This window comes from Tardiphaga sp. 862_B3_N4_1, assembly GCF_051811085.1.
Classification (GTDB): domain Bacteria; phylum Pseudomonadota; class Alphaproteobacteria; order Rhizobiales; family Xanthobacteraceae; genus Tardiphaga; species Tardiphaga robiniae.
This window is the reverse complement of record NZ_JBPWQB010000002.1, coordinates 1,347,538-1,371,174: the sequence shown is the minus strand read 5'-3', so window position 1 is coordinate 1,371,174 and position 23,637 is coordinate 1,347,538. Positions and strand designations below refer to the sequence as shown.

Here is a 23,637-nt window from a genome sequence, read left to right as displayed (position 1 = left end):
CGCAGTTACCCGATTGCGGTCTTGATCACGCTGAGCAATTCCTGGAACGGCTCGGCGCAGGACGGGTCGGTCGGGTGCTGTTGCAGCACGTCGTAGATCTTGGGCACGAGCTGGACGGCCTGATCGAGTTCACTGTCGCGGCCGGGCTGATAGCCGCCCATCAGGCGAAGGTCGCGGGTGTCCTCAAAGCGGGCGATCATGGCGCGCAGCTTACGCACCAGATTAGCTTCCTCCGGCGACCACACATGCTGGCCGAGGCGCGACACCGATGACAGCACATTGACGGCCGGATAGCGGCCCTGATCGGCGACGTCGCGGTCGAGCATGATGTGCCCGTCCAGTGTACCACGCACCGTATCCGCCACAGGTTCGTTGTGATCGTCACCATCGACCAGCACGGCAAACACGCCCGTAATGGAGCCTTGGCCTTCGAGGCCCGGTCCCGAACGCTCCAGCAGACGCGGAAGTTCGCTGAAGACGCTCGGCGCATAGCCGCGTGCGATCGCCGGCTCGCCGGTAGCGAGCGCGACTTCACGGGATGCGTGGGCGAAGCGCGTTACCGAATCGACGATCAACAGCACCGATTCGCCGCGATCGCGGAAATATTCGGCGATGGTCATCGCCGTCTTCGGCGCCAGTCGACGCATCATCGGGCTTTCGTCGCTCGTCGAGACGACTGTGATCGCGCGGGTCTTGTGATGGACCAGCGATTCTTCGAGAAATTCACGTACTTCTCGTCCACGCTCGCCGACCAGTGCAGTGACTACCGTGTCGAAGCCGGCGCTGCGTGCCAGCATCGAAAGAAGGGTGGTCTTGCCGACGCCGGAACCAGCGAAAATACCGATGCGCTGGCCGATACAGAGCGGTGTGAAGAGATCCACGACGCGGACGCCGGTGCGGAGCGGCTTGCTCACGCGGGAGCGGCTCATCGCCGGTGGGGGATTGGCATCCGTTTGCATCTCGCGCTCGCCGACCGGCATGTCGCCGGCGCCATCCAGTGGCTCACCAAGGGCATTGATGACGCGACCTTTCCAGGCCGGATGTGGAGACAGCGTCTTGGGAGGCATTCGGAAGGCGGGAACGCCGAGGCCGGCAGCAAAGTGGGAATCGAACGGTTTGGCCGTTACGCCGTCAGTATCGATCCGCACGACCTCACCGAGATGAACCTGCTTGTCGATTTCCAGTCCGATCAATTCACCGAGCCTGACATAGCGCGACAGGCCGGAGACGCGAAAATGCGTCGGCGTCACCTCGGACACCATGCCACCGACACGAACCGTGGGCACGTCCCGGCGCAGGGTTGCGATGGTCGATTCGAGTTTTTCAAGCGCGTTCATCGAGCTCTCCCGCCGGTCACATCAGGCATCAGGCTTTTGGATCGCCCAGCGTGCGAATGGCGTTCTGCATGGTACTTTCGGAATTGTCGATCAATGAGCTGACGCTCTGGAAGGTGCGCTGTGCGGTCATCATCTGCGTGAGTTCTGTCAGAGGATCGACATTCGATCCTTCCACATAGCCTTGCTGAAAGCCGACCGTGACAAAATCGAGCGCGGTGGTCGCCGGTTTGCTCGGAATCACGCCCGACGTTCCGAATCGTTCCAGCTTTGCGTCCGGGGCGATATCGAACAGGCCGAGCTGACCGACCTGGATGCGACCCTGCGAAATGGTGCCATCGCGCACAATCGTTAGCGGGCCAGCATCGGGATCGACGATGATCGGCGTGCCGCCAGAATCGAGGATTGGATAGCCGGTGAGGGTCTGAAGCTGCCCGTTGATGTCGATCTGCATGCGGCCATCGCGCGTATAGACGGTGCCGTTCGGCCCAGCAAACGCCATCCACGTCGTGTGGCCGGGATCGGGGCCGCCGGGGTACGCGGCCATGCTATTCCCGGTGACCGCCACGTCCAGGGTATTGCCGGTCTGGGTAATAGCGCCTTCCTTGCGCGAGATGAAGTTTTCGCCGGGCGAGGAGAACGCGACCGCCTGCGTTGCTGCGCGCGACATTGCAGTCTCGAACTTCACCGCGTCGGCACGGAACGCGGCGGTTTTCATATTGGCCATGTTGTTGGCAATGGTTTCGAGTCGCTTCTCAAGCGAGACCTGGGCCGAGAGGCTGACATAGAGCGCTGATTGCATTTTATCGTCCGATTTTCAGGTTCTGCAGGGTGGTCAGCACGTCCGTGCTGAGGCCCATTTCGAGCGGCTGCGCGATAAGGGTGCTTGAAGCCGATTGGGCGATGGACGTTCCGTTCTCCATCTCCCACATCACCGAAAAACGCTGCAGGAACGTCTGCAGCTTTTCGGGGGTCTGGAAATCCGCGATGTCGACTTTCGCGCTGAGCATATTCGCCTGTTTGTCGACATCCGCCATCGAGGTCATCGGTGAGATGCCAAGCGCGATCTGGGCGACCTTGATCAACGCCGGATCAGCGAGAATCTGATAGATGCTGGTGATCTTGGGCGCCTTGCGCTCGAAATAGAGTGCCAGACGAACGCCTTCATTTTGCGATCCGGCGTCTTCCTCGAGTTGCTGCCGGACGTATTTCTCGACGGTGCCGACCTGTGCGGCGGTCGTGCTCGTCGCCTGGTCACCCAGCTTGGCGAAGTCGAATGCGGTGGCGAATTCGCGGTAGCGGGCGTCGGAAAGCTTGTTGGCGAATGTGGTCGAGCTGGCAACACCTTCCGTAAGAACCTTGCGCATGAACGCCTTGGCATAGGTCATGTCGCTCAACCCGTACGCCTTCATGGCATAGCTGAACAACCGATAGTCGCCGATGAATTCGTCGATCGTATTCACATCGCGGATGTGTGACAGGTAGTATTCTGTGTCCTTCGACACGTCCGGCTTCTCCATCGTCTGCTGCAACGATTTGACGATATTCTTGGAGATCAACTGGTAGCTTGCGATTGTCGAGACCATCGGCAGTGGGTTCCCAGTCTGCGGGCGCATGCGGCGAGACTGGCCTCAAACTCCCCGCACAAGCTTGCGCGGGGCTGGCCGGCGCAGGCCGATGTCAGCCTCGTGCAAGCATCGTTGCCTAAGTGAAACGTATCCTCAATTTGGAGCGGTGCGCTTGAGCATTCTCTTTGGCGTCATTATCACACTCGCCAGTCTGATCGGCGGCTTCACCGCGATGGGCGGGCATCTCAGCGTGATATGGCAGCCCTGGGAGTTCGTCATCATCATGGGGATGTCGCTGGGCACCTATGTCATTGCGAATCCCTGGAAAACCGTGGTCGACACCGGCCGCGCCACCGTGCAGGCATTGACGGTCGCAGTGCCGAAGCAACGCCATTACCTCGATCTGCTCGGGCTTCTGCATTCTCTGATGCGCGAGGTACGAAACAAGGGTCGCAACGAGGTGGAAGCTCATATCGACGATCCATCATCGTCAGAAATATTCACCGCCTTCCCGACCGTTCTCGCCAATGAGCCGCTTCTGCACTTCATCTGCGACTACTTCCGCCTGATCATCATGGGCAGCGCGCGGCCGCATGAGATCGAAGCGCTGATGGACGAGGAAATCGAAACCATCATTCGCAGCAAGATGAAACCATATGGCTCGCTGATGATGGTGGCCGAAGGACTGCCGGCGCTCGGTATCGTCGCCGCGGTACTCGGCGTCATCAAGGCGATGGGCGCTCTCGACCAATCCCCGAAATTGCTCGGCGGCTTCATCGGCGCAGCTCTGGTCGGCACATTCGCCGGCATCTTCTTGTCCTACGGTCTTGTCGCGCCGCTGGCCCACAAGATCAAGCTGGTGCGCGAGCAGCGCGCGCGGATGTATGTAATCGTCAAGCAGTCACTGCTCGCCTTCATGAACGGGGCCCTGCCGCAGATCGCGATCGAACACGGCCGCAAGATGATCGGCCCCGGTGAACGCCCGTCGATTGATGTCGTCGAAAGCGAAACCATCTCCGGCGGTCCCGCGAAGGCGGCACCTGCTGAATCCTCGGCGAAAGCGGGAGCACGGGCCTGATGTCAGAAGTAAAGTCAGGCCGCGTAGATCAAGGATCAGATCAACTTTTAGGGGCTGCCGGAATTTCCGTCGAACGCATGCCGATGCTGCATGTGATTTTCGACCAGATGACGAATCTTTGTGCCGAAAGCCTGCGATCCATGTCGCCCTCGCAGTCGTATTTCTCGCTAAGCAGCGTGGGCAGTGATCGCCTCTCCGATATCCTCGATCGCTATGAGGGCGAAGCCATTGCCGCGGTTTTCTATGCACAAGCATGGGACGCCCGTATCCTGATCGGGTTTGATCGCGATTTCGTCTACACGATGATCGAGCTCCTGTTCGGCGCCGACGGTGCGGAGCCGCCGCTGGACATGCCGCGGGTATTTTCGAATGTGGAGTTGCATGTCGCGCAATCGCTGTTCGAGCGCTTTGGCAAGGCGTTGCAGGCGTCATTCGACCGCGCTTCCGACGTGGCGTTCAACCTGGAACGTGTCGAGACGCGCATGGACTATCTTGCGATCGGTCGCCTCAACAACATGGCCGTGTGTGCGAAGATCCTGCTGCAGGGTCTCGATCGCGGCGGCGAGATGTTCATCGTCATTCCGCACGCAGCGCTTAATCCGATCCGGCAGTCGCTGTCGCAGATCGTATCCGGTGAGTCGGCATCCACCGATCCGAACTGGAGCCGTCAGTTGCACAGCGAGATCAAACGGACTGAAGTCGTTCTGAAGGCGGTTCTCGAAGAGCGACAGTTTACTCTCGGCGAGGTCGCGAAATTTCACGTCGGCCAGGTGCTCAAGCTTAACGCCACGCCGGACACGATGGTTCGCCTCGAATGCAATGATCAACGCCTGTTCTGGTGCCAGCTCGGCCAGATGAATGGCGTCTATTCACTGCAGGTCAAGGAATCGGCCGACCAAAAACGGGAATTTATCGATGGTATCCTCGCTTGTTGACATCATCCTTTTTGCAGCCCTGCTTTTCACGAGCATCCGCGTTACCAAGATGCATCGTGAGCTTGTGAAGTTGCGCGCGCATCAGGGAGAGTTTACCGCGGTGGTCGGCAAGACCAATGAGACGGTGGACGACATGGTGCTGATGGTGCGCGAATTCAGTTCGGACGGACGGCAAATGGTTCAGGCGCTTGGCGACAAAATAGATGAGGCGCGCAAGGCTATCGCGGAAATCGATACTCGCACTGCGGCACAAAATCCGGCTTAGGCCAAGATCTGAGTTTTCAAGAAGGCAGGGGATATGAAGCAACCATTCGATATCGATCCAGTAAGCGCAGCGACCGCTACAGCTAGCGACCCGCTCAAGGCTGACGGCGCGTCGTTCGGCAAACTGGCAGATCTCGCGGCTCGCGCTGCCGAGGAAACCAGCCGGCTGACAAATCTTGAACCTATCCTGCGCATCCCGGTCACCGTGCAGGTGCTGCTCGGCTCAGCCACCATGCCGGTCGCGGATCTGATGAAGCTTGGCCGTGGCGCAGTGATTCCGCTCGATCACCGTGTGGGCGAGCCTGTCGAAGTCGTCGTCAACGGACGCATCGTTGCGCGCGGTGCGGTCGTGGTCGTGGAAGACGAAAATTCGCGTTTCGGTGTATCGCTGACGGAAATCGTCGGAGGAGCGGCCGGGGATCCGGACGCTTAAAGAGATTTTCCCAAAGAGATATTCCTAATGGCATTCAATGCACCTGCTAAGCGCGCCGGCACCAGCATCAAACCGCTGGGTGGTACCGAGAAAGCGGCAGCTCTTTTGCTGGCCATGGGGCGTGAGCTCTCGGGCGGCCTGCTTCGGGAGTTCGATCCCGAAGAGATCAAACTGGTCACGCGCGCTGCCGCTGAGCTCAAGCCCATCTCGGGGCCTGAGCTCGAGGCGATCATCGAGGAATTCGCTCAGAATTTCTCGGAAGGTCCGAATATCTTCGGCACTGTCGGTGAGCTGGAGAAGCTGCTCAACGGCGTGCTGCCGCCGGAACAGATTACTGACATCATTTCCGAAGTTCTGGGCAACAAGACCAAGTCAGTTTGGGAGCGTATCTCTCTCGTCTCGGAAAGCCTGCTCGCCAACTATCTTCTCAAGGAGCATCCGCAAACCGCTGCACTCATTCTCTCGCGGGTGAAGCCGGCATGTGCTGCCCGCGTGATGAGTCATCTTCCGCCGGATATCCGGCACGACCTGATGCGGCGCATGCTTAGCCTCAAGCCGGTTGTCGAGGATGCCATGGGCATTATCGAGAAAACGATGCACGAAGACTTCATGATCAACTTCGCTCGGAACCTGGCATCCGACACCTATCCGCGCATGGCTGACATCATCAACAAGATGGAGCGGACGCAGATGGAGGAATCGCTGAAGAACCTCACCGAATCGCGGCCGAAGTCGGCCGAGATTCTGAAGGGCATGCTGTTTACCTTCGACGACATCGTGAACCTGACCGCCAAGGCACGCATGCTGATCTTCGATCAGGTGCCGACGGACCGTGTGGTGATGGCGCTCAAGGGATCGGATACGACATTCCGCGAGCTCATTCTGTCGTCGCTCGCCTCACGCACCCGTCGTCTGGTGGATCACGAACTGGCAAACGGTATCCCCGCCAATCAGCGCGAGATCCTGGATGCCCGGCGCGCCATTACCGATCTTGCGCTCGATATGGCCGGACGCGGCGAAATTGAACTCAACCCCGATCAAGAAGATCAGCCGGTATTCACCTGAAGATAGAGCATTGTGTCTGACGAACCCGATAAGGACAGTAAAACCGAAGAGGCGACAGAGAAGAAGGTTCGTGATTCCGTCGAGAAGGGCCAAATCCCGGTCTCGCGCGAAGCGCCGATTTTCGCCTCTATGCTCGCACTGCTGATTATTCAAAGCTTTCTGACCACCGACAACGTCAGAAAACTGACATTCACTTTAGCCCGATTGATCGACGATCCGTCGGGCATCCGCATCCGTAATGGAACGGATGCTATTGAGTTGCTCACCGCGGTCGGTATGAGTGCGGCGGGACTGGTTATTCCGATTGTTATCGTCCTGATGCTGGCCGGGCTGGCGTCATCTTTCCTGCAGAACGCACCGCGAATTGTGTTCGATCGCATCCAGCCGGAAGCCTCGCGCATCTCAATAGCGAAAGGTTGGGGCAGAATCTTCGGCGCGCAGGGACGTGTGGAATTCGGAAAGTCGGTCTTCAAGTTCGTTGCTATCAGTCTGGTCGTGATGATCGTCCTGCGGGCTGAGGAGGCCGTGGCCGTGAATGCATTGTTTAGCGATCCGGCGGCCGTTCCGGAATTAGTGCTGACTACCGCGATGCGGCTCGTCTCCGCCATCAGCATTGCGACCATTGTCCTGGTATCGCTCGATCTCGTCTGGGCACGCTTCCATTGGCGCCGCGAACTGCGCATGACGAAGCAGGAGATCAAGGACGAGTTCAAGCAGGCTGAAGGCGATCCGATCGTCAAATCACGGTTGCGTTCGTTGGCACGCGATCGCGCTCGCAAGTCGATGTTGGCGGCCGTTCCGCGCGCCACGCTGGTGATCGCGAACCCCACGCATTACGCGATTGCGCTGAAGTACAAGCAGGGCGAAGACGCTGCGCCGACGGTGCTTGCAAAGGGGCAGGACCTGATCGCGCTGAAGATCAGGGAAATCGCAGAGAAGAATGGTGTTCCGGTGGTGGAAGACAAGATGCTGGCGCGCTCGATGTATGATGTCGCATACATCGACAAGATGATTCCGTCGGAGTTTTTCCGCCCTGTCGCGGAAATCATCTACTTCCTGCATTCGCGAAAGCAGAAGACGAACGCGTAAGCGCTCCGCGCATGTCGTGATGCGCATCTCCAGCCTCGGACAAGTTTCCATTTGTAAACCATGATCAAGGAATCATGTTTGCCTGGGGGATAAGTGGGACCCGTCTATCTCTTCGATGTTGCCTCATCGCATGAGCGATGGCTGTCGCTGCGGCAGTCCGCAATCTCGGCGAATGTCGCCAATGCGAACACGCCGGGCTATCGCGCGCAGGACATCGAGCCGTTCAACAAGATTATTGAATCGAAGGTCGTGCCCGTGACGGTGACGTCACCGGCGCATATCACGACCGGTTCTTCAGTTGAGGCCCAGGGCATGCGCAAGGAGAAGAGCTGGGAAACCGTGCACTCCGGCAACTCTGTCAGCCTTGAGCAGGAGATGCTGAAGGCTGGCGATATCAATCGCGACTATTCACTGAATACGGCGATCGTCAAATCGTTTCATCGCATGTTCATGACAAGCATGAAGACCTGAGGGAAATGACGATGATTGATCCGTTACAAGCATCTGTTCAGATCGCAAGTTCCGGCCTCGAAGCGCAGTCGACCCGCTTGCGCGTCGTGTCGGAGAACCTTGCTAACGCCAATTCAACCGGCCGCACGCCAGGCTCGGATCCGTATCGCCGCAAGACCACGACCTTCACAGCCGAGATGGACCGTGCCGCTGGTGTGCGCATGGTCAAGGTGAAGGATGTCGGAACCGATCAGGCGCCGTTCCGCGTGGACTATGAGCCAGGCCACCCGGCTGCCGATCCAACCGGTTACGTGAAGCTGCCCAATGTGAACTCGTTGATTGAAATGGGCGACATGCGGGAAACCAACCGGTCCTTCGAGGCCAACCTACAGGTCATCAAACAAGTGAGATCCATGGTGTCGATGACCATCGATCTCTTGAGGAGCTAACCATGCTTGAAGCGGTATCCTCAGTCATCAGCAGTGCTGGTGAGCTCGCCAAAACCAGCGAAGTCATCAATTCCGCGACACCCGCGGTGCAACCTGGTGCGGCCACCGTCGGTTTCAACAACGTCCTCGAACAGGTCGCAGCCGATGCCATCGGTTCGATCAAGGCCGGCGAAGCCGCGTCAATCCAGTCCATCCACGGCAAGCTCTCCGCACAGAAGGTGGTCGAGGCGGTCATGTCTGCCGAACGGTCATTGCAGATGGCTGTCGCCGTCCGCGACAAGGTCGTTCAGGCGTATCAAGAAGTCAGCCGAATGGCGATTTGAGGTTTAATCATGAGAGCTCTGGCCATTGCTGCCACCGGTATGGGCGCGCAGCAGCTTAATGTCGAAGTGATCGCGAATAATATCGCGAATATCAATACGACCTCGTACAAGCGATCCCGCGCGGAATTCACCGATCTGTTCTATCAGATCGACCGCGCGCAGGGCGTTCCCAACCGAAGCGGTGAGGGCGCAGTACCTGAAGGCGCAAAGCTCGGTCTCGGCGTGCGTTCGGCTGCCGTGCGCAAGCTGCATCTGCAGGGCGCCATGGCGCAGACTGGCAACACTTATGACATGGCCATTAATGGCCGCGGCTGGTTCCAGATCGCCGGTCCGAATGGTGAGACGCTCTACACACGCGCCGGTGCATTCAACCTGAATGAAAACCGCCAGCTGGTGACGCCGGACGGCTATCTGGTGACGCCTGCGATCATTGTCCCGCAGAATGCCGTGGATGTCACTGTCAACGAGTCCGGCCAAGTCTTCGCGAAGGTCGACGGGACCGTTGCGCCCGTTCAGCTCGGGCAACTCTCGCTCGCGAACTTCTCCAATGAAGCCGGTCTGGACCCACTCGGCGGAAATCTCTATCGCGAGACGGTTTCATCCGGCGTGCCCGTTGTGGGCTTCGCAGGCGACATTGGCTACGGCAAGCTGCATCAACACTATCTCGAGAGTTCGAACGTCGATCCGGTGAAGGAAATCACTGAGCTGATATCGGCGCAGCGTTCTTATGAAATGAATTCCAAGGTCATCCAGGCGGCTGACGAGATGGCATCGACCATTTCGAAGGGCATGCGGTAATCCACAGAACGGGATCTCGGCCTGATGCGCGCAGTCACCATCGTCACCCGCTGGCTCGCGAGCTTCGTGCTCGCGGCCGGCATCGCAGGCGTCGCAAATGCTGCGGAAGATGCCGTCCGCTATCCCGTGCCGGCCACGGCGATCTATCCCGGTGACGTCATCAGGGATGAAATGATCATGGATCGCAATTTTGCGCCCAATATTCAGGGCGCAAGTGCATTCATCAACGACCGTGCGTCCCTCGTTGGCCGCATTGCGCGTCGTACACTGTTGGCGGGGCACCTGATTCCGATCAACGGTCTCGAAGATCTGAAGGCCGTCACCCGCGGGGCTGTGGTGAAGGTGCTCGTCGAGGATGATGGGCTCATTATCGTCACCTATGCAACATCCCTGCAGTCCGGCAGTGCCGGCATGATGGTGCAGCTTCGCAACCTCGATACCGGCGTTACGATTCGGGGCATCGTCCAGCAGGACGGATCAGTACGGATTCAGAACGGATGATGCTGCGTCTCCTTTGCGGTCTCCTGCTTTCGCTTTCGATCTCGGCGGCAGATGCCGCTGTGCGTGTGAAGGACATCGCCAATCTCAAGGGCGTGCGGGAGAACCAAATCCTCGGCTATGGCCTTGTGATCGGCCTCAAGGGTACCGGTGACACGTTGCGCAACGCGCCGTTCACCGAACAATCGTTGCAATCGATGCTCGACAATATGGGCATCAATATCCGTGGCACCTCGTTGCGCACGCGCAACGTGGCCGCCGTCGTTGTGACGGCCGACCTGCCGCCGTTCGTCGCAGGTGGTTCGCGAATCGACGTCGCGATCTCGTCGCTGGGCGACGCATCATCCTTGCTTGGCGGAACGCTGGTGATGACGCAATTGCGCGGCGCCGATGGTGAAACCTATGCCGTCGCGCAAGGAGCTATCGCCGTAGGCGGCTACAACGTTGAAGGCGCTGCACAAACGCTCAGCCAGGGTGTGGCCACAGCTGGCCGTATCCCAAATGGCGCGCTGATCGAACGTGAGGTCAAGGGGCGTTTCAGCGAGATGGAATCGCTCATCCTTGAGTTAAAAAACCCGGATTTCGTTACCGCAACGCGCATCATGGATGCGATCAACGCGCACGGCAGTGGCCGTTACCAAAAGGCCGTAGCCTTCGAACGGGATTATCGTACTATCGTACTGTCCCGACCGCGTGGCACCTCGCCGGTGCGCTTTATCGCCGAGATCGAGGAACTGCTGGTCGAGCCGGATACGCCGGCGCGGGTCGTGGTCGACGAACGTACGGGAACAGTGGTCATCGGCCGGAATGTACAGATTTCGACGGTCGCGGTGACCCATGGCAATCTGTCCGTGAGAATCACCGAGGCGCCGATCGTATCGCAGCCGTCGCCGTTTGCGCGGCGCGGTGAGACCGTGGTGGTGCCGCAGACCTTCATCGAAGCGAATGAGCCTGGCGCCAAGATCGCAATTCTGCGCGGGGCAGATTTGCAGCGCCTGGTGCGTGGTCTCAATCAGATCGGCCTGAAACCGCAGGGAATCATCGCGATCTTGCAGGCGATCAAGGCGGCCGGCGCGCTGCAAGCGGAACTCGTCATCCAGTAAGCCCGGGTCAGCGTCACGCAAGCCAAAGCGTGCAACGCTCGCTCAGCTGAATCACGAGAACACGAATGGCGCGCGTCGCAAATCGATCGATCAAGTTTCTCATGCTGGTCGGTATGGTGCTGTCCACACAGGCATCGGCCGAACCCGAGCAGAAGCTCTCAAAGCCGCTGAACCTCGGTGAATTTGCAAAGACGCCGCAAGTCGCGCGCCCACGCCCGGCTGCCAACAAGCAGGACCCGGTGGTGCGTCCGCCAGCCGATTCGGCGCTGATCACGGGCGCAATCGACAAAAAGGATAGCGCAGCCGCGAACTCCCAGGAATCCGACGTCGCGCGCTTTTGCAGCAATATCGCAGACCAGGCACTCGATGCCCGGGTGGCGTGGCAGCAGAAAGAGCTGGAAGCGACGGAATCCAAGCTGAAGCTGCGCATTGCCGAACTTGAGGCCAAGCGTGCCGAATATGAGGAATGGCTGAAGTTGCGCGAAGAATTCCTCAAAAAGGCGGAAGATAACGTCGTCGAAATCTACTCGCGCATGAATCCGGAAGCTGCGGCGCAGCAGATTGCCAGCATGGCTGATGACACGGCAGCTGCTGTTCTCGCCAAGCTGCGCGTTCGCGTTGCCAGCGCGATCCTCAATGAAATGGAACCGGCACGTGGCGCACATCTCGCTGACACGCTTGCCGGGATGCGTCGCACCGACGACGGGAAAGCCAAGAAATGATGTGGTTGAGAGTGATTCTGATTCCGGTCGCACTGTCGTGCCTGACCGGTTGCGCCAGTAATCTCGCCGAGGTTGGCCAGGCGCCCTACATGTCGCCGATCGGCAACGGTATGCAGGTTGATGCGCGCGCAATTCCGATCGAGCGGCGCGCGTATCGTAGCGCGGGCCCTCACTCGATCTGGAATGACCGCAAGGACCTCTATCGTGATTCGCGGGCAACGCGGGTCGGCGATCTTCTGACCGTGAATATTCTGATGAACGACAAGGCGATTCTCGACAACAAGACGGATCGGTCGCGGGACTCGCAGATCAAGGTGGAGTCCGACTATTCGGCCAATATTGCCAAATGGCTATCGGCCGGAAATTTCGACACCAACGTCAAATCCCAATCATCGAACAAGGGCGCTGGCAAGATCGACCGCAATGAAGAAGTGCGCTTCTCGGTGGCCGCAGTCGTTGTCGATGTGTTGCCGAACGGAAATCTCCTGGTTAGCGGCTCGCAGGAGATGCGCGTCAATTACGAAATGCGCATCGTCAATGTCGGTGGCATCGTGCGTCCGATCGATATCAGCCGCAACAACACCATCGCCTATGAGAAGATCGCCGAAGCCCGCATTTCGTATGGCGGGCGCGGCCGGTCCATGGAAGTGCAGCAGCCGAACTGGGGTCAACAGGTCTACGACCAGGTCGCGCCGTTCTGATGGGAATCGATCATGGCCGATAACACAGCGAATGAAGGCCAGCGCCCGGGATTCATGCAGTGGTTTGGCGCCCTGCTGCTTGTTACGGCGCTCTCGGTCGGGGCTGGAGCGCTGGCAAGCCTGCATCTGATGTCGACGTTCCAGCGCATCAGTGAAAGCCAGAAGGAAGTCCCAGAGAAACCGATCTCGTCGGCCTTCAATGCCAATGATCGTCTGCGCAAGATCACGCCGGTCGTGACCAATCTGGCGGCGCCGCCAAATGCCTGGATCCGCATGGAGGCATCGATCGTAACCGATAAGTTGACCGAGGAGGAGGCGAGCATCGTGGTCGCTCGCATCGGTGAGGATGTTGCAGCCTATCTGCGCACGCTCACACCCGCGCAGATCGAGGGTGCCCGCGGCCTGCAATATCTGCGCGAAGACCTGAATGAGCGCGCGCTTACGCGTTCGAGCGGCAGGGTTCGTGAGTTGATTATCGAGACGCTGGTGGTGCAATGAAGCGTATCATTCCGATCCTGCTCCTGGTGCTTCTGCCGACGGCTGCAGTGGCGCAGGTTCCGGATCTGTCGACCTTGCTTCCGCAGGGCGAGGGTAGTGCGAGCGGCCGAATCATCCAGATGGTCGCGCTGCTGACGGTGCTGTCACTGGCGCCGGGCCTACTCATCATGGTGACGAGCTTCACGCGCTTCGTTGTCGCACTCTCATTCCTGCGCACAGGGCTTGGCCTGCAAACCACGCCGGCCAATATCGTGATGATCAGCCTTGCGCTGTTCCTCACATTCTATGTGATGGCACCGACCTTCGATCGCGCGTGGCAGAACGGCCTTCAGCCCCTGATGAAGAATGAGATCACAGAGCAGGAAGCCTATTCGCGTGTCACAGATCCGTTTCGGGATTTCATGCTGCAGCACGTACGCGAAAAGGATCTGCAAACCTTCGAGAACCTTGCTGCCGAAAGTATGAAGATCAAACTCGAAGGTCAGCGGATCGATCTGCGAATCATCATTCCGGCTTTCATGGTGTCGGAGCTTCGCCGCGCATTCGAGATCGGATTTCTTGTCGTCATGCCGTTTCTGGTGATCGACATGATCGTTGCAACACTAACGATGTCGATGGGCATGATGATGATGCCGCCCACGGTATTCGCGCTACCGTTCAAGGTACTATTCTTCGTATTGATCGACGGCTGGAATTTGCTCGCAGTTGGTCTTGTGAAGTCGTTTCTCTAGATCATTTGATTCATCACAAGGTAAGTGACGAATCAAATGATCGCTGTTAACTATACGAGCGGCCGCTCCCTTCAGCTTTGGGTAAGGTTTGGCGGCTAGCTTGCAATTCACGACAGGTTGGGTCGATCAGATATCGACATTCCAAAGGCATGATGCCGCCCTCTCGTACCGGTGAAAGTCCGGTATGTCCCCAGCAAATCAATCAAATTAAAGGGACATACGATGTCTAGCTTGATGACCAACTCCCAGGCCATGACCGCGCTGCAGACTCTGCGCTCGGTCGATGCCAACCTCTCCACCACGATGAACCGCATCTCGACCGGCTATCGCGTGGCGACCGCGTCGGACAACGCCGCTTACTGGTCGATCGCTACCACGATGCGTTCGGACGTTCAGGCTCTGGGCGCCGTGCAGGACGCTCTCGGTCTCGGCGCTGCGACCATCGACACGATGTATACCGGCCTCGAAGGCACGGTTGACGTCGTCTCGTCGATCAAGGAAAAACTGGTTGCTGCCCGTACCCCGGGTGTTGACCGCGCCAAGATCCAGAGTGAAATCACCGAACTCCAGAAGCAGCTGAAGAACACCGCCGACTCGGCCGTGTTCAACGGTGAAAACTGGATCTCGGTCGACTCACAGGACCCCACCTACAACTCGACCAAGTCGGTCGTGTCGTCCTTCTCCCGCGCCGGCGGTGTCGTTTCGGTGGACACGCTCACCATCGACCTCGACGCCATCAAGCTCTACGATACAACGCTGGACGCCGCCTACATCACGGCTCACGCTGCCGCCACGACGTCGACCCTCGTTTTCGATCCGGCCACCGTCGGTGCGGCTGGCCCGCCCGCGACGACCACGGGCACGATCGCTTTCGCCGTCACGCCTCTTGGTGGAGCTGTCACGACGACCACGATCAACGTGTCGCAGACTTCCACGGTTCAGGACATCGCCAAGGCACTTAACGGTTTGGGCATCCAGGGCCTCACTGTTGGTGTCAATGCCGATGGCAAGACGCTTGAGATCAAGAACGCCAGCACGACCTCGATCGCCACCACAAGCACCAATGGTGGCGCGACCGGCGGTACCGTTGCGTTACAGCCAGCGGCTACCGCCAATGTGGCGACCCAAAAAGGCGTTCTCGACCAGACCTACGACGTCTACAAGAATGGTGGCTGGACTACCTTCAGCGTCGCTAATCTGGACATCTCGAAGTTCACCGATAGCGCCTCCGATCTGACTGCGCTCGAGACTTACATCTCTGGTACAGACAAAGCGCTGAGCAAGATCACCGATGCCGCCACCAATCTCGGCGCCATCAAGAACCGCATTGGTCTGCAGCAGGACTTCGTGAAGACTCTGACCGACTCGCTCGATCGCGGTATCGGCCAGCTCGTCGACGCAGACATGAACGCCGAATCGACCCGCCTCCAGGCCTTGCAGACGCAGCAGCAGCTGGGCATCCAGGCGCTGTCGATCGCCAACGCCGGCAGCCAGAGCATCCTGTCGCTGTTCCGCGGCTAATCGCTCTCGCATCGTGAATGGGAATGGCCGCGACCGTCATAGGTCGCGGCCATTTCGCTTTCCAGCTCTCCGTAACCCTCGGACAAGCTTCGCAATCGATGATCGATTCGGAAGTGGGCAGGGGTATTTATGGTCAATCGCGAGCACGCGCAGAAGCTCTGGAACAATCTGCTTGAGCTGGGTACGAAGCGTCTCATTTTGCTCGCGGTGGTTGGCCTCGCTGTGTTTGGCGGCGTTGGCGGCGGCGCGTACTACATAAGCCGACCGGAATACAATGTTCTCTATTCGGGTCTTAGCCGCGAGGATGTGACGCGTGTCAGCTCGGTGCTGCGCGACGCGAATATCGCTTTCGATCTGAATACGGCGGGCGATACCGTCTACGTTCGTCCCGGACAGACCGCGCAGGCGCGTACGCTGCTGGCCGACAAGGGTCTGCCCAGCACTACCGGTGGCGGCTACGAGCTGTTCGACAAGATTGGCTCGCTAGGCCTGACGTCGTTCATGCAGGAAATCACGCGCGTGCGTGCGCTCGAGGGCGAGATTGCGCGGACGATCCAGGTTCTCAAAGGCGTCAAGGCAGCCCGCGTCCATATCGTGATGCCTGCGCGCGGCTCGTTCCGGCGTGAGCAGTCGCCGCCGTCGGCTTCGGTCGTATTGCGAACGGATGGTCCGGCGGATGCACGCACGGCACGTTCGGTGCGCCATCTCGTGGCTGCGGCCGTGCCGGGGATGACCGCGGACAAGGTCACCGTGCTCGACAGCGACGGGTCGCTGCTCTCGGATGATGATGGCAGCGGCAGCGTCGGGGCAACGCCGACCACGATGGCGAACTTGCAGAAGGTTGTGAGCCGCTCGATCCAGGAGAATGTCAGCCGGGCACTGACGCCCTATCTGGGGCTCGATAATTTTGAGGTCAGCGTTGCAACCCAGCTGTCGACCGACAAGAAACAGACCAATGAGACGGTCTACGATCCGGATTCGCGGGTGCAGCGCTCCGTACGCGCTGTGCGAGAGAAGGAAACGTCGCAGAGCCTCGATCGGCAGCAGCCGACAACCGTTCAGCAGAACCTGCCAGATCAGCAAGTCAATGCGACCGGCGCCAAGAATCAGAATGACGAGAAGCAGCGCCGCGAAGACATCACCAATTACGAAGTTTCGTCGAAGACGGTGACGACCACGAGCGATGGTTTCGTGGTGAACAAGATGTTCCTTGCCGTTCTGGTCAATCGGCCGCGTCTCATTGCGAGCCTTGGCGACAAGGTGAGCGATGCTGCGATCGAAGCCAAGGTCGCGGAGATCTCGCAGATTGCTGCGACCGCAGCTGGCATCGATCGCCCGCGTGGCGACCAGATTCAGGTTTCGGCGGTCGAATTCATGGAAGGTGCGCGCGATCTCGCGCCGGTGCCGTCGATCACCTTCACAGAGGTGATGATGCGCCAAGCGGGCAGTCTCGTGAGCGCCATCACCATTCTAGCCGTGGCCGGCATGCTGATCTGGTTCGGTCTGCGCCCCGCGATCAATACGATCCTGGCCAGCGCGAAGACGGACGAGACAACGCAGTTCCAGGCGGAGACGAATGCGCTGCTCAGTGGCGGCAGCACGATGGCGGCCGCGGCTCTGTCAGGAGGCGAGGCTCCGCCCAATCTTATCCAGGATGTCTCGAGCAGTATGCAGAATACGCCACAGAAGCGGCTGGAACAGATCATCCAGCTTGATGAGAAGCAGGCGGCAGCGATTCTGAAACAATGGATCAGACAAGAGGAAGCGGTATGAGCGCAGAGCAAGTCGCACGTCTGATCGCCGATTTCGATCGACCGGAGCCGCCGAAAACACGCAGCCGCGTCGTTCCGTTCGACCATCTGCATCACTCCAGCGTGCAGCCGCAACATCAGCCGCTTCTGCAGAAGGCAAAGCAGCAACCGTCGTTTCAACCGCAGCCGCAGATGCATCCAAAGCCGCCCCTCGTGCAGGAGGATGATGGCTATGAGCGCGGTCGCGCCGAAGGCTATGCGAGTGCACTCGCCGAGTTCGAACGGCGCATTGAGCAGGAGAAGCAGGCACTTGCGGCACAGGCCGCCGAAGAACGGCAGCAACTGCTCAAAGAAACGGCGGCCAAGCTCGTCGGCGATATCGCCGAAATGGGTGATCAATTGCAGGGAAGAATCGCCGGCGTAGCGGCTCGACTTCTCGAGCCGCTCATCAGTAACGCCGTGCAGAAACAGGCCGTCACTGCGTTCATCGAGCATCTGTCGTCAATCACGACCGATAGCCGCCGCCCGGTCCTGCGCATCACAGGCCCATCGGAGCTGCTCGAACTGATCCGCAGCAAGCTCGGCGTACGTGCAATCGCATCGGAATTGCGTGTCGGCCCCGAGGCGGAAGCGTCGATTGTCGTTGATCAGATCGTGCTTGAGACTCAGCTCAAGGTTTGGACCGAACGACTGAAGATGGCGGTCCAGAGCTGAGATGGCCGATCCGCTTCCGCCAGAAATAGTGATCATCCGCCGCCGCAGTTCGCTCGAGAGCGGCGAGACGAAGAACAGTGTCTGGAAAATCGCTTACGCCGACTTCATGACGGCGATGATGGCATTCTTCCTGGTGATGTGGCTGATCAATGCCACCAATCAGGAAACGCGCGAAAGCGTGGCCACCTACTTCAACCCGATCAAGCTGACGGACTCGACGCCGGATCGCAAGGGCATCAACGATGCCCGGCGGGTTGACCCCGGCAAGGCCGTGGAAGGCGAGAGCAAGTGGCCGCACCCGGAGCCAGGTCAGCCGACGGATGCGCTTGCGCGCCCGCAGCCTCCGCAGCCACGCTATGGCGAGGCGACGTTGTTTCGCGATCCTTATGCTGTACTCTCGGAGATTGCCGGCGGTCCTCCGCGTCCGGGACAGACCAGCGCGGCGCTCGACCCAAATCGCAAAGAAGGGCTGAAGGGCGGGGAGGCCTATCGAGATCCGTTCGATCCGATCAACTGGCCGATGGCGTCGATCTCGTCGCTCGAGAAGAAGCTGTCGGGACGCAAGGACGCGGGTAGCCTACCATTCGGCGAAGATGTTGCTGCCGCGGCGAGCGAGGGTCAGGAGCCGCGCCCGCTCGATGCCAAGCCTGATGCCACCGGCACCCCGGGGCAAGAGATGTCCGGATCGAATTCAACTCCCGCGAAATCCGACAAGCAGGAGGCACCGAAGCCCGCCGGGTTGTTTGCCGACGATGGCGACAAGTCCAATCCGGCAGCGGGTCGTCCGCAACCGGCGCAGGCAGACAAGACTGCAGCGCCGGCTGACAAATCCTCGGCGCAGCCTGACAAGGCGCCCGCCCAGCAAGAAAAAGCCCAACCGATGGACGCCGCCAAGCTCCAGGCCGCAATTTCGGCGGCGCTGGCCGCCATTGGACCGGCGCGTCCGGTGGCCGAAGTGAGGGAAACCCCCGAAGGACTTCTGATCAATCTGACGGACGACGTGAACTACGGAATGTTTGCCAACGGCTCGGCCGAGCCCACGCCCGGTCTCGTTCGTGCGCTCGACAAGATCACGCCGATGATTGCGCAGAACCGCGGCCAGGTCATCGTGCGTGGTCACACCGATAGCCGTGTCTATCGCACGTCGGAATATGACAATTGGCGGCTTTCGACCGCGCGTGCGCATATGGCGTATCACATGCTGGTGCGCGGCGGCCTCGACGCCGGGCGGGTCGAGCGCATCGAGGGCTATGCGGACCGCCGGCCGAAAATTCAGAACGACCCGCTTGCCGCGCAGAACCGGCGGATCGAGCTTCTGATCCGTGCTCCCGTGCTATGACCAGCGCCAGGATAATTGCAGCAACGCTTCTAGCCTGTCTTGGCAGCGCACATGCGCAGCCGGCCGACGAACAAATGCGCGAGCCGTATCAGATGGTTCGTTCATTGCAGATGCTGCAAGATCAGATCGCGCGCGGCGATCTCGACGCTCACAATTCCCAACCCGCCCTGCTGAAGCGCCTGGGTGAGAATTTTCTGAAAGCCGATGCTACCGTCTGGAAGGAACCACGCAATTCGCGCGCAGCTGTCACCTTCCTCTTGAGTGGTGGGTCGCCGCAAGTGGTTGCGAGCCTCCGCTCCCGCAACGTGCTGAATATTGACGAGGCTATTGTCGATGGCGCCATCGCTTATGTCGAAGGGCGCACGGACGAAGCGAAGTCGAAGCTCGCCAATATCAAGCCACGTAGCCTGCCTGCGGCACTCGGTGCCGAGATCGCGCTGGTGCAATCGGCACTGGTTGCACAGGACGACCTGAAGGTCGCGATCGCATTGCTTGACGAGGTGCGGCTGATGATGCCGGGCACGCTGGTCGAGGAAGCGGCACTGCGTCGGGAGATTTTCATCGTCGGACAGGACGACGACTTCGACAAGTTCGAAGCCCTCGCGGTGCGCTACTTTCGCCGATATCGGCATTCCATTTATGCGGGCAATTTCCGTCAGCGCTTTGCGCTCTCTGTGGCACGCTTCAGCTTCGTGCAGCGCCCCGATCGTTTCCCGCGTCTTGTCGCCGTGCTCGATCATCTCGATCGGGCGAGCCAGCGGGCACTCTATCTTCTGATTGCAAGAACGGCATTGGTTCGCGGCAAGACTGAAATGACCGTGCTTGCCGCCGACCGTGTATTTGCATTGTCCGATGACGATAGCGTCGAGCGCGTCCGCGCGCGCCTGTATCGCGCCGCGGCACGCGTCGCCACATCGGCACACAGTACGGCAATCGCCGAGCTTGAGCAGATCGACAAGGCAAAACTGTCCGAACGTGACGTCGAACTGCAAACCGCGGCGCTTGCCATTGGACTGAATGTTCGAAAGGCACTGCCGGAGGCAAAGGCCAAGAGCGACGGAAGCAGCGAAGTGAAGACGGCCATGCGGCCGCGCATTGATTTCAGCCGCTCTCTCGCCGCCGTCGACCGCGCGCAAAAGCTGCTCGATGCGTCGCAGGAACAATTAAAGGAGAGAACCCGATGAACAATGCCGATCTCCTGATGGCAGCGCTTCGCCAGACAGCGGCCGGAAAGGCTGGGACGAAAGGCGGATTGAACGGCGGTGCCCATGCCAAGGACGGCAAGGAGAAGGCCGATCACTTTCGCGAGCAGCTCCGCCTGATCTCAAAGGAGTCCAAAACAGTCACGCCGCATGTCGCCAAGGCAGCCGATGACGCGAAAATCGTTGACGCAAAGCCGGTGCTCGACGCGGCATCCGTTCTTGCGGAATTGACGGGTGAGGTCGCGCAAAAACCTAACGTCAGTGACGACCAATCCGATGATGACGATTCAAAGGCCACGAGGGGCGAGGAGAGCGCGACAAAATCTGCACCCTGGCGCGGACCGGATCCCGCGCTTAGCGCGGTAATGGCCAAACTCGATCACGCACACTCACCTTTGCCAAGTGATGACAAGGCGGCGTCTCGCATTTCGGTATCGGACGTGAAGGCAGATGATGCTCCGCGCGATCCCACAAAGCTCATTCACGCCGCAACAGCCGACGTGCCTGACGCCGATGCGGCCACCACGCAACGATTTACGTTGGCGGTCGAGACGACGGATACCAAGCCGCTTCCGGTTGCGAAGGCGGTCGTCCGTGAGCAAGAGACGCATTTCGAACCCGTGCAACAGGTGACGACGCTGCAGAAGATGGTCGATCGGATGGCTACTGATCTGGTGACCGTCGCATCACCTGAAGGGGCTCGCGTGGCTGACGCGCCGGGGCTCGAAACGAACAAAGCTGCGGATAGCCGGCCGGTGCGCATGATGACGCTCGAACTCGATCCGCCCAATCTCGGCTCTGTCACGGTGAAGATGCGGCTTGCCGGCGATTCCGTGGAGATTCATCTCACTGCGGATCGCTACGAAACCACGCAGATGCTGCGGCAGGAGCGCGGTGCGCTCACCGACGCCATGCAGTCGGCTGGCTACACGTTCGACATCGCGGCGATCGATCATACCCGCACCCCCGACGCAAATCTGAACAACGGTCAGCAGCAACAGCAACAACAAGCGCCGTCCGATCAACGTTCTTCGCTGCCGTCGTCAGGCGGATCGCAGGCGGACGGTGGTTCTTCGGGCCGGTCGTCCGGCGATGCGCAGAGCGGCGCACGGCATAACAGGCAGGATCATGAGCAATCGCCAAGGTCGTCGGAGCGGCAGCAGGATCAGAATAGTAATCGGGTTCGCAGCAGCACTGTTTATATCTAGCGCTGTAACGGACGCTCGAGCCGAGGGGCCGTGCGAACGGGAGATGGCGCGCGCGGCACGCCGCCACAATGTGCCACTCGGCGTTCTCTTTGCGGTCGGTCTCAGCGAGACCGGGCGCAAGGGTGTGCTGAATCCCTATGCGCTCAATGTCGATGGCCGGACGGTGCTCGCCACCGATCTGCGCAATGCCGTTGCGCGTTTCGCCGAGGAGAAGAGCAGGGGCGCCAAGCTGGTCGATCTCGGCTGCATGCAGATCAATCATCGCTATCACGGGGAAAAATTTCCAAGTGTAGAGGCGATGTTCGATCCCGCGCGCAATGTCGACTACGCCGCACGATTTCTGAAAGACCTGCGTGAGCGCGAGGGAAACTGGACGATGGCTGTCGCGCGCTACAATGCTGGGCCGACCAATACTGTCGGCCAAAAACGCTACATCTGCAGTGTTATCGGCAGCCTTGTCGCGAGCGGATTTGGGTCGTGGACGAGCAAGGCCCGAGATTTTTGCGCCGAGCGCACTGCGTCACGATGACCCTGTGGATAACCGCCAGCCTCGCGCAAGCAACTTCAACTCTAATACTTCACACGTGAAACGGAGGATAATCGATGAGTCTGTATGGGGTGATGCGCACAGGCGGCTCCGGCATGAACGCGCAGTCGAACAAACTGGCGACGGTCGCTGACAATATCGCGAACGTGAATACCACGGGCTACAAGCGCGCCTCGACGGAATTCTCCTCTCTGATCCTTCGCAGCGGAACCGGAAACTACAATTCCGGTAGTGTCGAGACGCAGGTTCGTTACGCGATCTCTGATCCCGGTACGATGAATTACACGACGTCCGCGACCGATTTGGCGATCCAGGGCAACGGATTCTTTGTTGTCAGCGACGCAGGAGGCACGCCTTACCTCACGCGCGCTGGCTCTTTCGTTCCGGATGGCCAGGGGAATCTCTACAATACCGGTGGCTACTATCTGATGGGCTACAACATCAAGAATGGCGCCCAGCCGAACGTCGTTGCCAACGGCCTCGGCAATCTCGAGGTCGTAAACATCGCGCAGCAGTCCTTGCTGGGAAATCCGACGACCCAGGCAGGCATCAGTAGCGCCAACCTGGATTCCAATGCTGCGATCAGCGCCGGACCGCCGAACTTTACGTCGAAAACGTCGGTCATCACCTACGATAATATTGGAAATGCGGTGAAACTTGACATGTACATGTTCAAGACAGCCGCCAATACATGGGATGTGCAGATCTACAACAGCGCAGGCGCGGCAGCAGGCGGCGGCTTCCCCTATGCAGCCGGGTCGCAGCTGGGCACCACCCAGACATTTACCTTCGACGTCAGTGCCACAGGCAAGGGCCGCCTCGCTGCCGCGAGCCCGACCTCGATGGCCTTCACAATCCCGGGCGGCTCGCCCGTCACTTTCGATATGTCGAGTATGACGCAGGTCGCGGACGAGTTCCAGTTCAAGGCCACGACCAACGGCAACGCGCCGAGCGCGCTCGACCGTGTGGAGGTGAGCTCAGACGGCACCATGTATTCGATCTTCGACGACGGCACGCGAATCGCGAGCTACAAGATCCCGCTGGCGACGGTACCGAGTCCCGACAATCTCTCGCCCGAAGTCGGGAATGTCTATTCGATCAGCACCAACTCCGGCAACATCCAGGTCGATTTCGCGGGCAATAGCGGTCTCGGTACCATCAAGCCGGAAGCGCTCGAAGCATCCAACGTCGATCTGGCCAACGAGCTCACGGCGATGATCGAGTCGCAGCGTGGCTACACCGCGAATTCCAAGGTGTTCCAGACCGGCGCTGACCTGCTCGACGTACTCGTCAACCTGAAGCGCTAGCACACAGCG

The 23,637-nt window shown here is 59.5% G+C and carries 27 protein-coding genes; 24 read left to right on the top strand and 3 right to left on the bottom strand.

Annotated features, from left to right (window positions below):
• Nucleotides 1–5 precede the first annotated feature (5 nt).
• Genes fliI through AB8B02_RS23715 form a run of 3 tightly spaced genes read right to left on the bottom strand, consistent with a single transcriptional unit; the run spans nt 6 to nt 2,920 of the window.
• Nucleotides 6–1,337 (bottom strand): flagellar protein export ATPase FliI, encoded by a 1,332-nt coding sequence (gene fliI, locus AB8B02_RS23725; protein ID WP_089263423.1) that lies wholly within the window; start codon nt 1,335–1,337, stop codon nt 6–8.
• A 28-nt stretch (nt 1,338–1,365) separates the two neighbouring features.
• Complete coding sequence (gene flgF, locus AB8B02_RS23720) at nt 1,366–2,136, bottom strand: flagellar basal-body rod protein FlgF (RefSeq protein ID WP_093757679.1); 771 nt, start codon at nt 2,134–2,136, stop codon at nt 1,366–1,368.
• A gap of 1 nt (nt 2,137) precedes the next feature.
• Nucleotides 2,138–2,920 carry a DUF1217 domain-containing protein gene (locus tag AB8B02_RS23715; protein WP_439065326.1) on the bottom strand — a complete coding sequence of 261 codons (783 nt, stop codon included), beginning with the start codon at nt 2,918–2,920 and terminating at the stop codon, nt 2,138–2,140.
• A gap of 154 nt (nt 2,921–3,074) precedes the next feature.
• Between AB8B02_RS23715 and motA the strand changes: the two genes are divergently transcribed.
• The 24 genes from motA to AB8B02_RS23595 all read left to right on the top strand — a co-directional run bounded on the left by motA (nt 3,075) and on the right by AB8B02_RS23595 (nt 23,628).
• Entirely contained in the window at nt 3,075–3,980 is a 906-nt protein-coding gene (motA, locus tag AB8B02_RS23710; RefSeq protein WP_256461226.1) for a flagellar motor stator protein MotA, read from the top strand.
• Nucleotides 3,980–4,915, top strand: a complete 936-nt coding sequence (locus AB8B02_RS23705; protein ID WP_439065325.1) for a FliM/FliN family flagellar motor switch protein — start codon at nt 3,980–3,982, stop codon at nt 4,913–4,915. Before motA ends, AB8B02_RS23705 begins: the two co-directional genes overlap by 1 nt.
• Nucleotides 4,896–5,180 carry a hypothetical protein gene (locus tag AB8B02_RS23700; RefSeq protein ID WP_093757678.1) on the top strand — a complete coding sequence of 95 codons (285 nt, stop codon included), beginning with the start codon at nt 4,896–4,898 and terminating at the stop codon, nt 5,178–5,180. Before AB8B02_RS23705 ends, AB8B02_RS23700 begins: the two co-directional genes overlap by 20 nt.
• Before the next feature lie 33 nt (nt 5,181–5,213).
• The gene (fliN, locus tag AB8B02_RS23695) at nt 5,214–5,612 is read left to right on the top strand and encodes a flagellar motor switch protein FliN (RefSeq protein ID WP_175369216.1); all 399 of its coding nucleotides are present in this window, start codon (nt 5,214–5,216) and stop codon (nt 5,610–5,612) included.
• Nucleotides 5,613–5,639: 27 nt separating this feature from the next.
• Nucleotides 5,640–6,677, top strand: a complete 1,038-nt coding sequence (locus tag AB8B02_RS23690; protein ID WP_093757676.1) for a flagellar motor switch protein FliG — start codon at nt 5,640–5,642, stop codon at nt 6,675–6,677.
• A 12-nt stretch (nt 6,678–6,689) separates the two neighbouring features.
• Nucleotides 6,690–7,766, top strand: a complete 1,077-nt coding sequence (gene flhB / locus AB8B02_RS23685) for a flagellar biosynthesis protein FlhB (protein WP_093757675.1) — start codon at nt 6,690–6,692, stop codon at nt 7,764–7,766.
• Nucleotides 7,767–7,859: 93 nt separating this feature from the next.
• Complete coding sequence (gene flgB / locus AB8B02_RS23680) at nt 7,860–8,237, top strand: flagellar basal body rod protein FlgB (RefSeq protein WP_092141368.1); 378 nt, start codon at nt 7,860–7,862, stop codon at nt 8,235–8,237.
• Nucleotides 8,238–8,248: 11 nt separating this feature from the next.
• A complete protein-coding gene (flgC, locus tag AB8B02_RS23675) occupies nt 8,249–8,665 on the top strand; it encodes a flagellar basal body rod protein FlgC (RefSeq protein ID WP_089263697.1) in 417 nt (138 codons plus the stop codon).
• Nucleotides 8,666–8,667: 2 nt separating this feature from the next.
• Nucleotides 8,668–8,988, top strand: coding sequence for a flagellar hook-basal body complex protein FliE (locus AB8B02_RS23670; protein ID WP_068729891.1), 321 nt, complete (start codon nt 8,668–8,670; stop codon nt 8,986–8,988).
• A 9-nt stretch (nt 8,989–8,997) separates the two neighbouring features.
• Nucleotides 8,998–9,786 carry a flagellar basal-body rod protein FlgG gene (gene flgG, locus AB8B02_RS23665; RefSeq protein WP_089263432.1) on the top strand — a complete coding sequence of 263 codons (789 nt, stop codon included), beginning with the start codon at nt 8,998–9,000 and terminating at the stop codon, nt 9,784–9,786.
• A 24-nt stretch (nt 9,787–9,810) separates the two neighbouring features.
• A complete protein-coding gene (gene flgA, locus AB8B02_RS23660) occupies nt 9,811–10,287 on the top strand; it encodes a flagellar basal body P-ring formation chaperone FlgA (RefSeq protein ID WP_115032323.1) in 477 nt (158 codons plus the stop codon).
• Nucleotides 10,287–11,387: a flagellar basal body P-ring protein FlgI gene (flgI, locus tag AB8B02_RS23655; protein WP_170849648.1), complete on the top strand. Its 1,101-nt coding sequence runs from the start codon at nt 10,287–10,289 to the stop codon at nt 11,385–11,387. The genes flgA and flgI overlap by 1 nt, the downstream gene beginning before the upstream one ends.
• A gap of 65 nt (nt 11,388–11,452) precedes the next feature.
• A complete protein-coding gene (locus AB8B02_RS23650) occupies nt 11,453–12,109 on the top strand; it encodes a MotE family protein (RefSeq protein WP_244558224.1) in 657 nt (218 codons plus the stop codon).
• Nucleotides 12,110–12,114: 5 nt separating this feature from the next.
• Nucleotides 12,115–12,810 carry a flagellar basal body L-ring protein FlgH gene (gene flgH / locus AB8B02_RS23645; RefSeq protein ID WP_089263698.1) on the top strand — a complete coding sequence of 232 codons (696 nt, stop codon included), beginning with the start codon at nt 12,115–12,117 and terminating at the stop codon, nt 12,808–12,810.
• 12 nt (nt 12,811–12,822) lie between these two features.
• Nucleotides 12,823–13,308 (top strand): flagellar basal body-associated FliL family protein, encoded by a 486-nt coding sequence (locus tag AB8B02_RS23640; RefSeq protein ID WP_120287544.1) that lies wholly within the window; start codon nt 12,823–12,825, stop codon nt 13,306–13,308.
• Nucleotides 13,305–14,039, top strand: coding sequence for a flagellar type III secretion system pore protein FliP (gene fliP, locus AB8B02_RS23635; protein WP_068729883.1), 735 nt, complete (start codon nt 13,305–13,307; stop codon nt 14,037–14,039). The genes AB8B02_RS23640 and fliP overlap by 4 nt, the downstream gene beginning before the upstream one ends.
• A gap of 222 nt (nt 14,040–14,261) precedes the next feature.
• On the top strand, nt 14,262–15,560 hold the full coding sequence (locus tag AB8B02_RS23630) for a flagellin N-terminal helical domain-containing protein (RefSeq protein WP_184512385.1): 1,299 nt from the start codon (nt 14,262–14,264) through the stop codon (nt 15,558–15,560).
• A gap of 129 nt (nt 15,561–15,689) precedes the next feature.
• The gene (gene fliF, locus AB8B02_RS23625) at nt 15,690–17,333 is read left to right on the top strand and encodes a flagellar basal-body MS-ring/collar protein FliF (RefSeq protein WP_120287542.1); all 1,644 of its coding nucleotides are present in this window, start codon (nt 15,690–15,692) and stop codon (nt 17,331–17,333) included.
• Entirely contained in the window at nt 17,330–18,025 is a 696-nt protein-coding gene (locus tag AB8B02_RS23620) for a hypothetical protein (protein ID WP_439065324.1), read from the top strand. Before fliF ends, AB8B02_RS23620 begins: the two co-directional genes overlap by 4 nt.
• Before the next feature lies 1 nt (nt 18,026).
• Nucleotides 18,027–19,364 carry a MotB family protein gene (locus AB8B02_RS23615; RefSeq protein WP_439065323.1) on the top strand — a complete coding sequence of 446 codons (1,338 nt, stop codon included), beginning with the start codon at nt 18,027–18,029 and terminating at the stop codon, nt 19,362–19,364.
• Nucleotides 19,361–20,548 (top strand): chemotaxis protein, encoded by a 1,188-nt coding sequence (locus tag AB8B02_RS23610; RefSeq protein WP_439065322.1) that lies wholly within the window; start codon nt 19,361–19,363, stop codon nt 20,546–20,548. Before AB8B02_RS23615 ends, AB8B02_RS23610 begins: the two co-directional genes overlap by 4 nt.
• A 215-nt stretch (nt 20,549–20,763) precedes the next feature.
• Nucleotides 20,764–21,774: a flagellar hook-length control protein FliK gene (fliK, locus tag AB8B02_RS23605; protein ID WP_439065321.1), complete on the top strand. Its 1,011-nt coding sequence runs from the start codon at nt 20,764–20,766 to the stop codon at nt 21,772–21,774.
• A gap of 43 nt (nt 21,775–21,817) precedes the next feature.
• Complete coding sequence (locus AB8B02_RS23600; protein WP_439060106.1) at nt 21,818–22,303, top strand: transglycosylase SLT domain-containing protein; 486 nt, start codon at nt 21,818–21,820, stop codon at nt 22,301–22,303.
• Nucleotides 22,304–22,377: 74 nt separating this feature from the next.
• On the top strand, nt 22,378–23,628 hold the full coding sequence (locus tag AB8B02_RS23595; protein ID WP_068729872.1) for a flagellar hook protein FlgE: 1,251 nt from the start codon (nt 22,378–22,380) through the stop codon (nt 23,626–23,628).
• Nucleotides 23,629–23,637 lie beyond the last annotated feature (9 nt).

Coding starts and splice junctions, on each gene's coding strand:
- fliI (WP_089263423.1), bottom strand. CDS start 1,337: ATGAACGCGCTTGAAAAACTCGAATCGACCATCGCAACCCTGCGCCGG.
- flgF (WP_093757679.1), bottom strand. CDS start 2,136: ATGCAATCAGCGCTCTATGTCAGCCTCTCGGCCCAGGTCTCGCTTGAG.
- AB8B02_RS23715 (WP_439065326.1), bottom strand. CDS start 2,920: ATGGTCTCGACAATCGCAAGCTACCAGTTGATCTCCAAGAATATCGTC.
- AB8B02_RS23705 (WP_439065325.1), top strand. CDS start 3,980: ATGTCAGAAGTAAAGTCAGGCCGCGTAGATCAAGGATCAGATCAACTT.
- AB8B02_RS23700 (WP_093757678.1), top strand. CDS start 4,896: ATGGTATCCTCGCTTGTTGACATCATCCTTTTTGCAGCCCTGCTTTTC.
- fliN (WP_175369216.1), top strand. CDS start 5,214: ATGAAGCAACCATTCGATATCGATCCAGTAAGCGCAGCGACCGCTACA.
- AB8B02_RS23690 (WP_093757676.1), top strand. CDS start 5,640: ATGGCATTCAATGCACCTGCTAAGCGCGCCGGCACCAGCATCAAACCG.
- flgC (WP_089263697.1), top strand. CDS start 8,249: ATGATTGATCCGTTACAAGCATCTGTTCAGATCGCAAGTTCCGGCCTC.
- AB8B02_RS23670 (WP_068729891.1), top strand. CDS start 8,668: ATGCTTGAAGCGGTATCCTCAGTCATCAGCAGTGCTGGTGAGCTCGCC.
- flgG (WP_089263432.1), top strand. CDS start 8,998: ATGAGAGCTCTGGCCATTGCTGCCACCGGTATGGGCGCGCAGCAGCTT.
- flgA (WP_115032323.1), top strand. CDS start 9,811: ATGCGCGCAGTCACCATCGTCACCCGCTGGCTCGCGAGCTTCGTGCTC.
- flgI (WP_170849648.1), top strand. CDS start 10,287: ATGCTGCGTCTCCTTTGCGGTCTCCTGCTTTCGCTTTCGATCTCGGCG.
- AB8B02_RS23650 (WP_244558224.1), top strand. CDS start 11,453: ATGGCGCGCGTCGCAAATCGATCGATCAAGTTTCTCATGCTGGTCGGT.
- AB8B02_RS23640 (WP_120287544.1), top strand. CDS start 12,823: ATGGCCGATAACACAGCGAATGAAGGCCAGCGCCCGGGATTCATGCAG.
- fliP (WP_068729883.1), top strand. CDS start 13,305: ATGAAGCGTATCATTCCGATCCTGCTCCTGGTGCTTCTGCCGACGGCT.
- AB8B02_RS23630 (WP_184512385.1), top strand. CDS start 14,262: ATGTCTAGCTTGATGACCAACTCCCAGGCCATGACCGCGCTGCAGACT.
- fliF (WP_120287542.1), top strand. CDS start 15,690: ATGGTCAATCGCGAGCACGCGCAGAAGCTCTGGAACAATCTGCTTGAG.
- AB8B02_RS23620 (WP_439065324.1), top strand. CDS start 17,330: ATGAGCGCAGAGCAAGTCGCACGTCTGATCGCCGATTTCGATCGACCG.
- AB8B02_RS23615 (WP_439065323.1), top strand. CDS start 18,027: ATGGCCGATCCGCTTCCGCCAGAAATAGTGATCATCCGCCGCCGCAGT.
- AB8B02_RS23610 (WP_439065322.1), top strand. CDS start 19,361: ATGACCAGCGCCAGGATAATTGCAGCAACGCTTCTAGCCTGTCTTGGC.
- AB8B02_RS23600 (WP_439060106.1), top strand. CDS start 21,818: ATGGCGCGCGCGGCACGCCGCCACAATGTGCCACTCGGCGTTCTCTTT.
- AB8B02_RS23595 (WP_068729872.1), top strand. CDS start 22,378: ATGAGTCTGTATGGGGTGATGCGCACAGGCGGCTCCGGCATGAACGCG.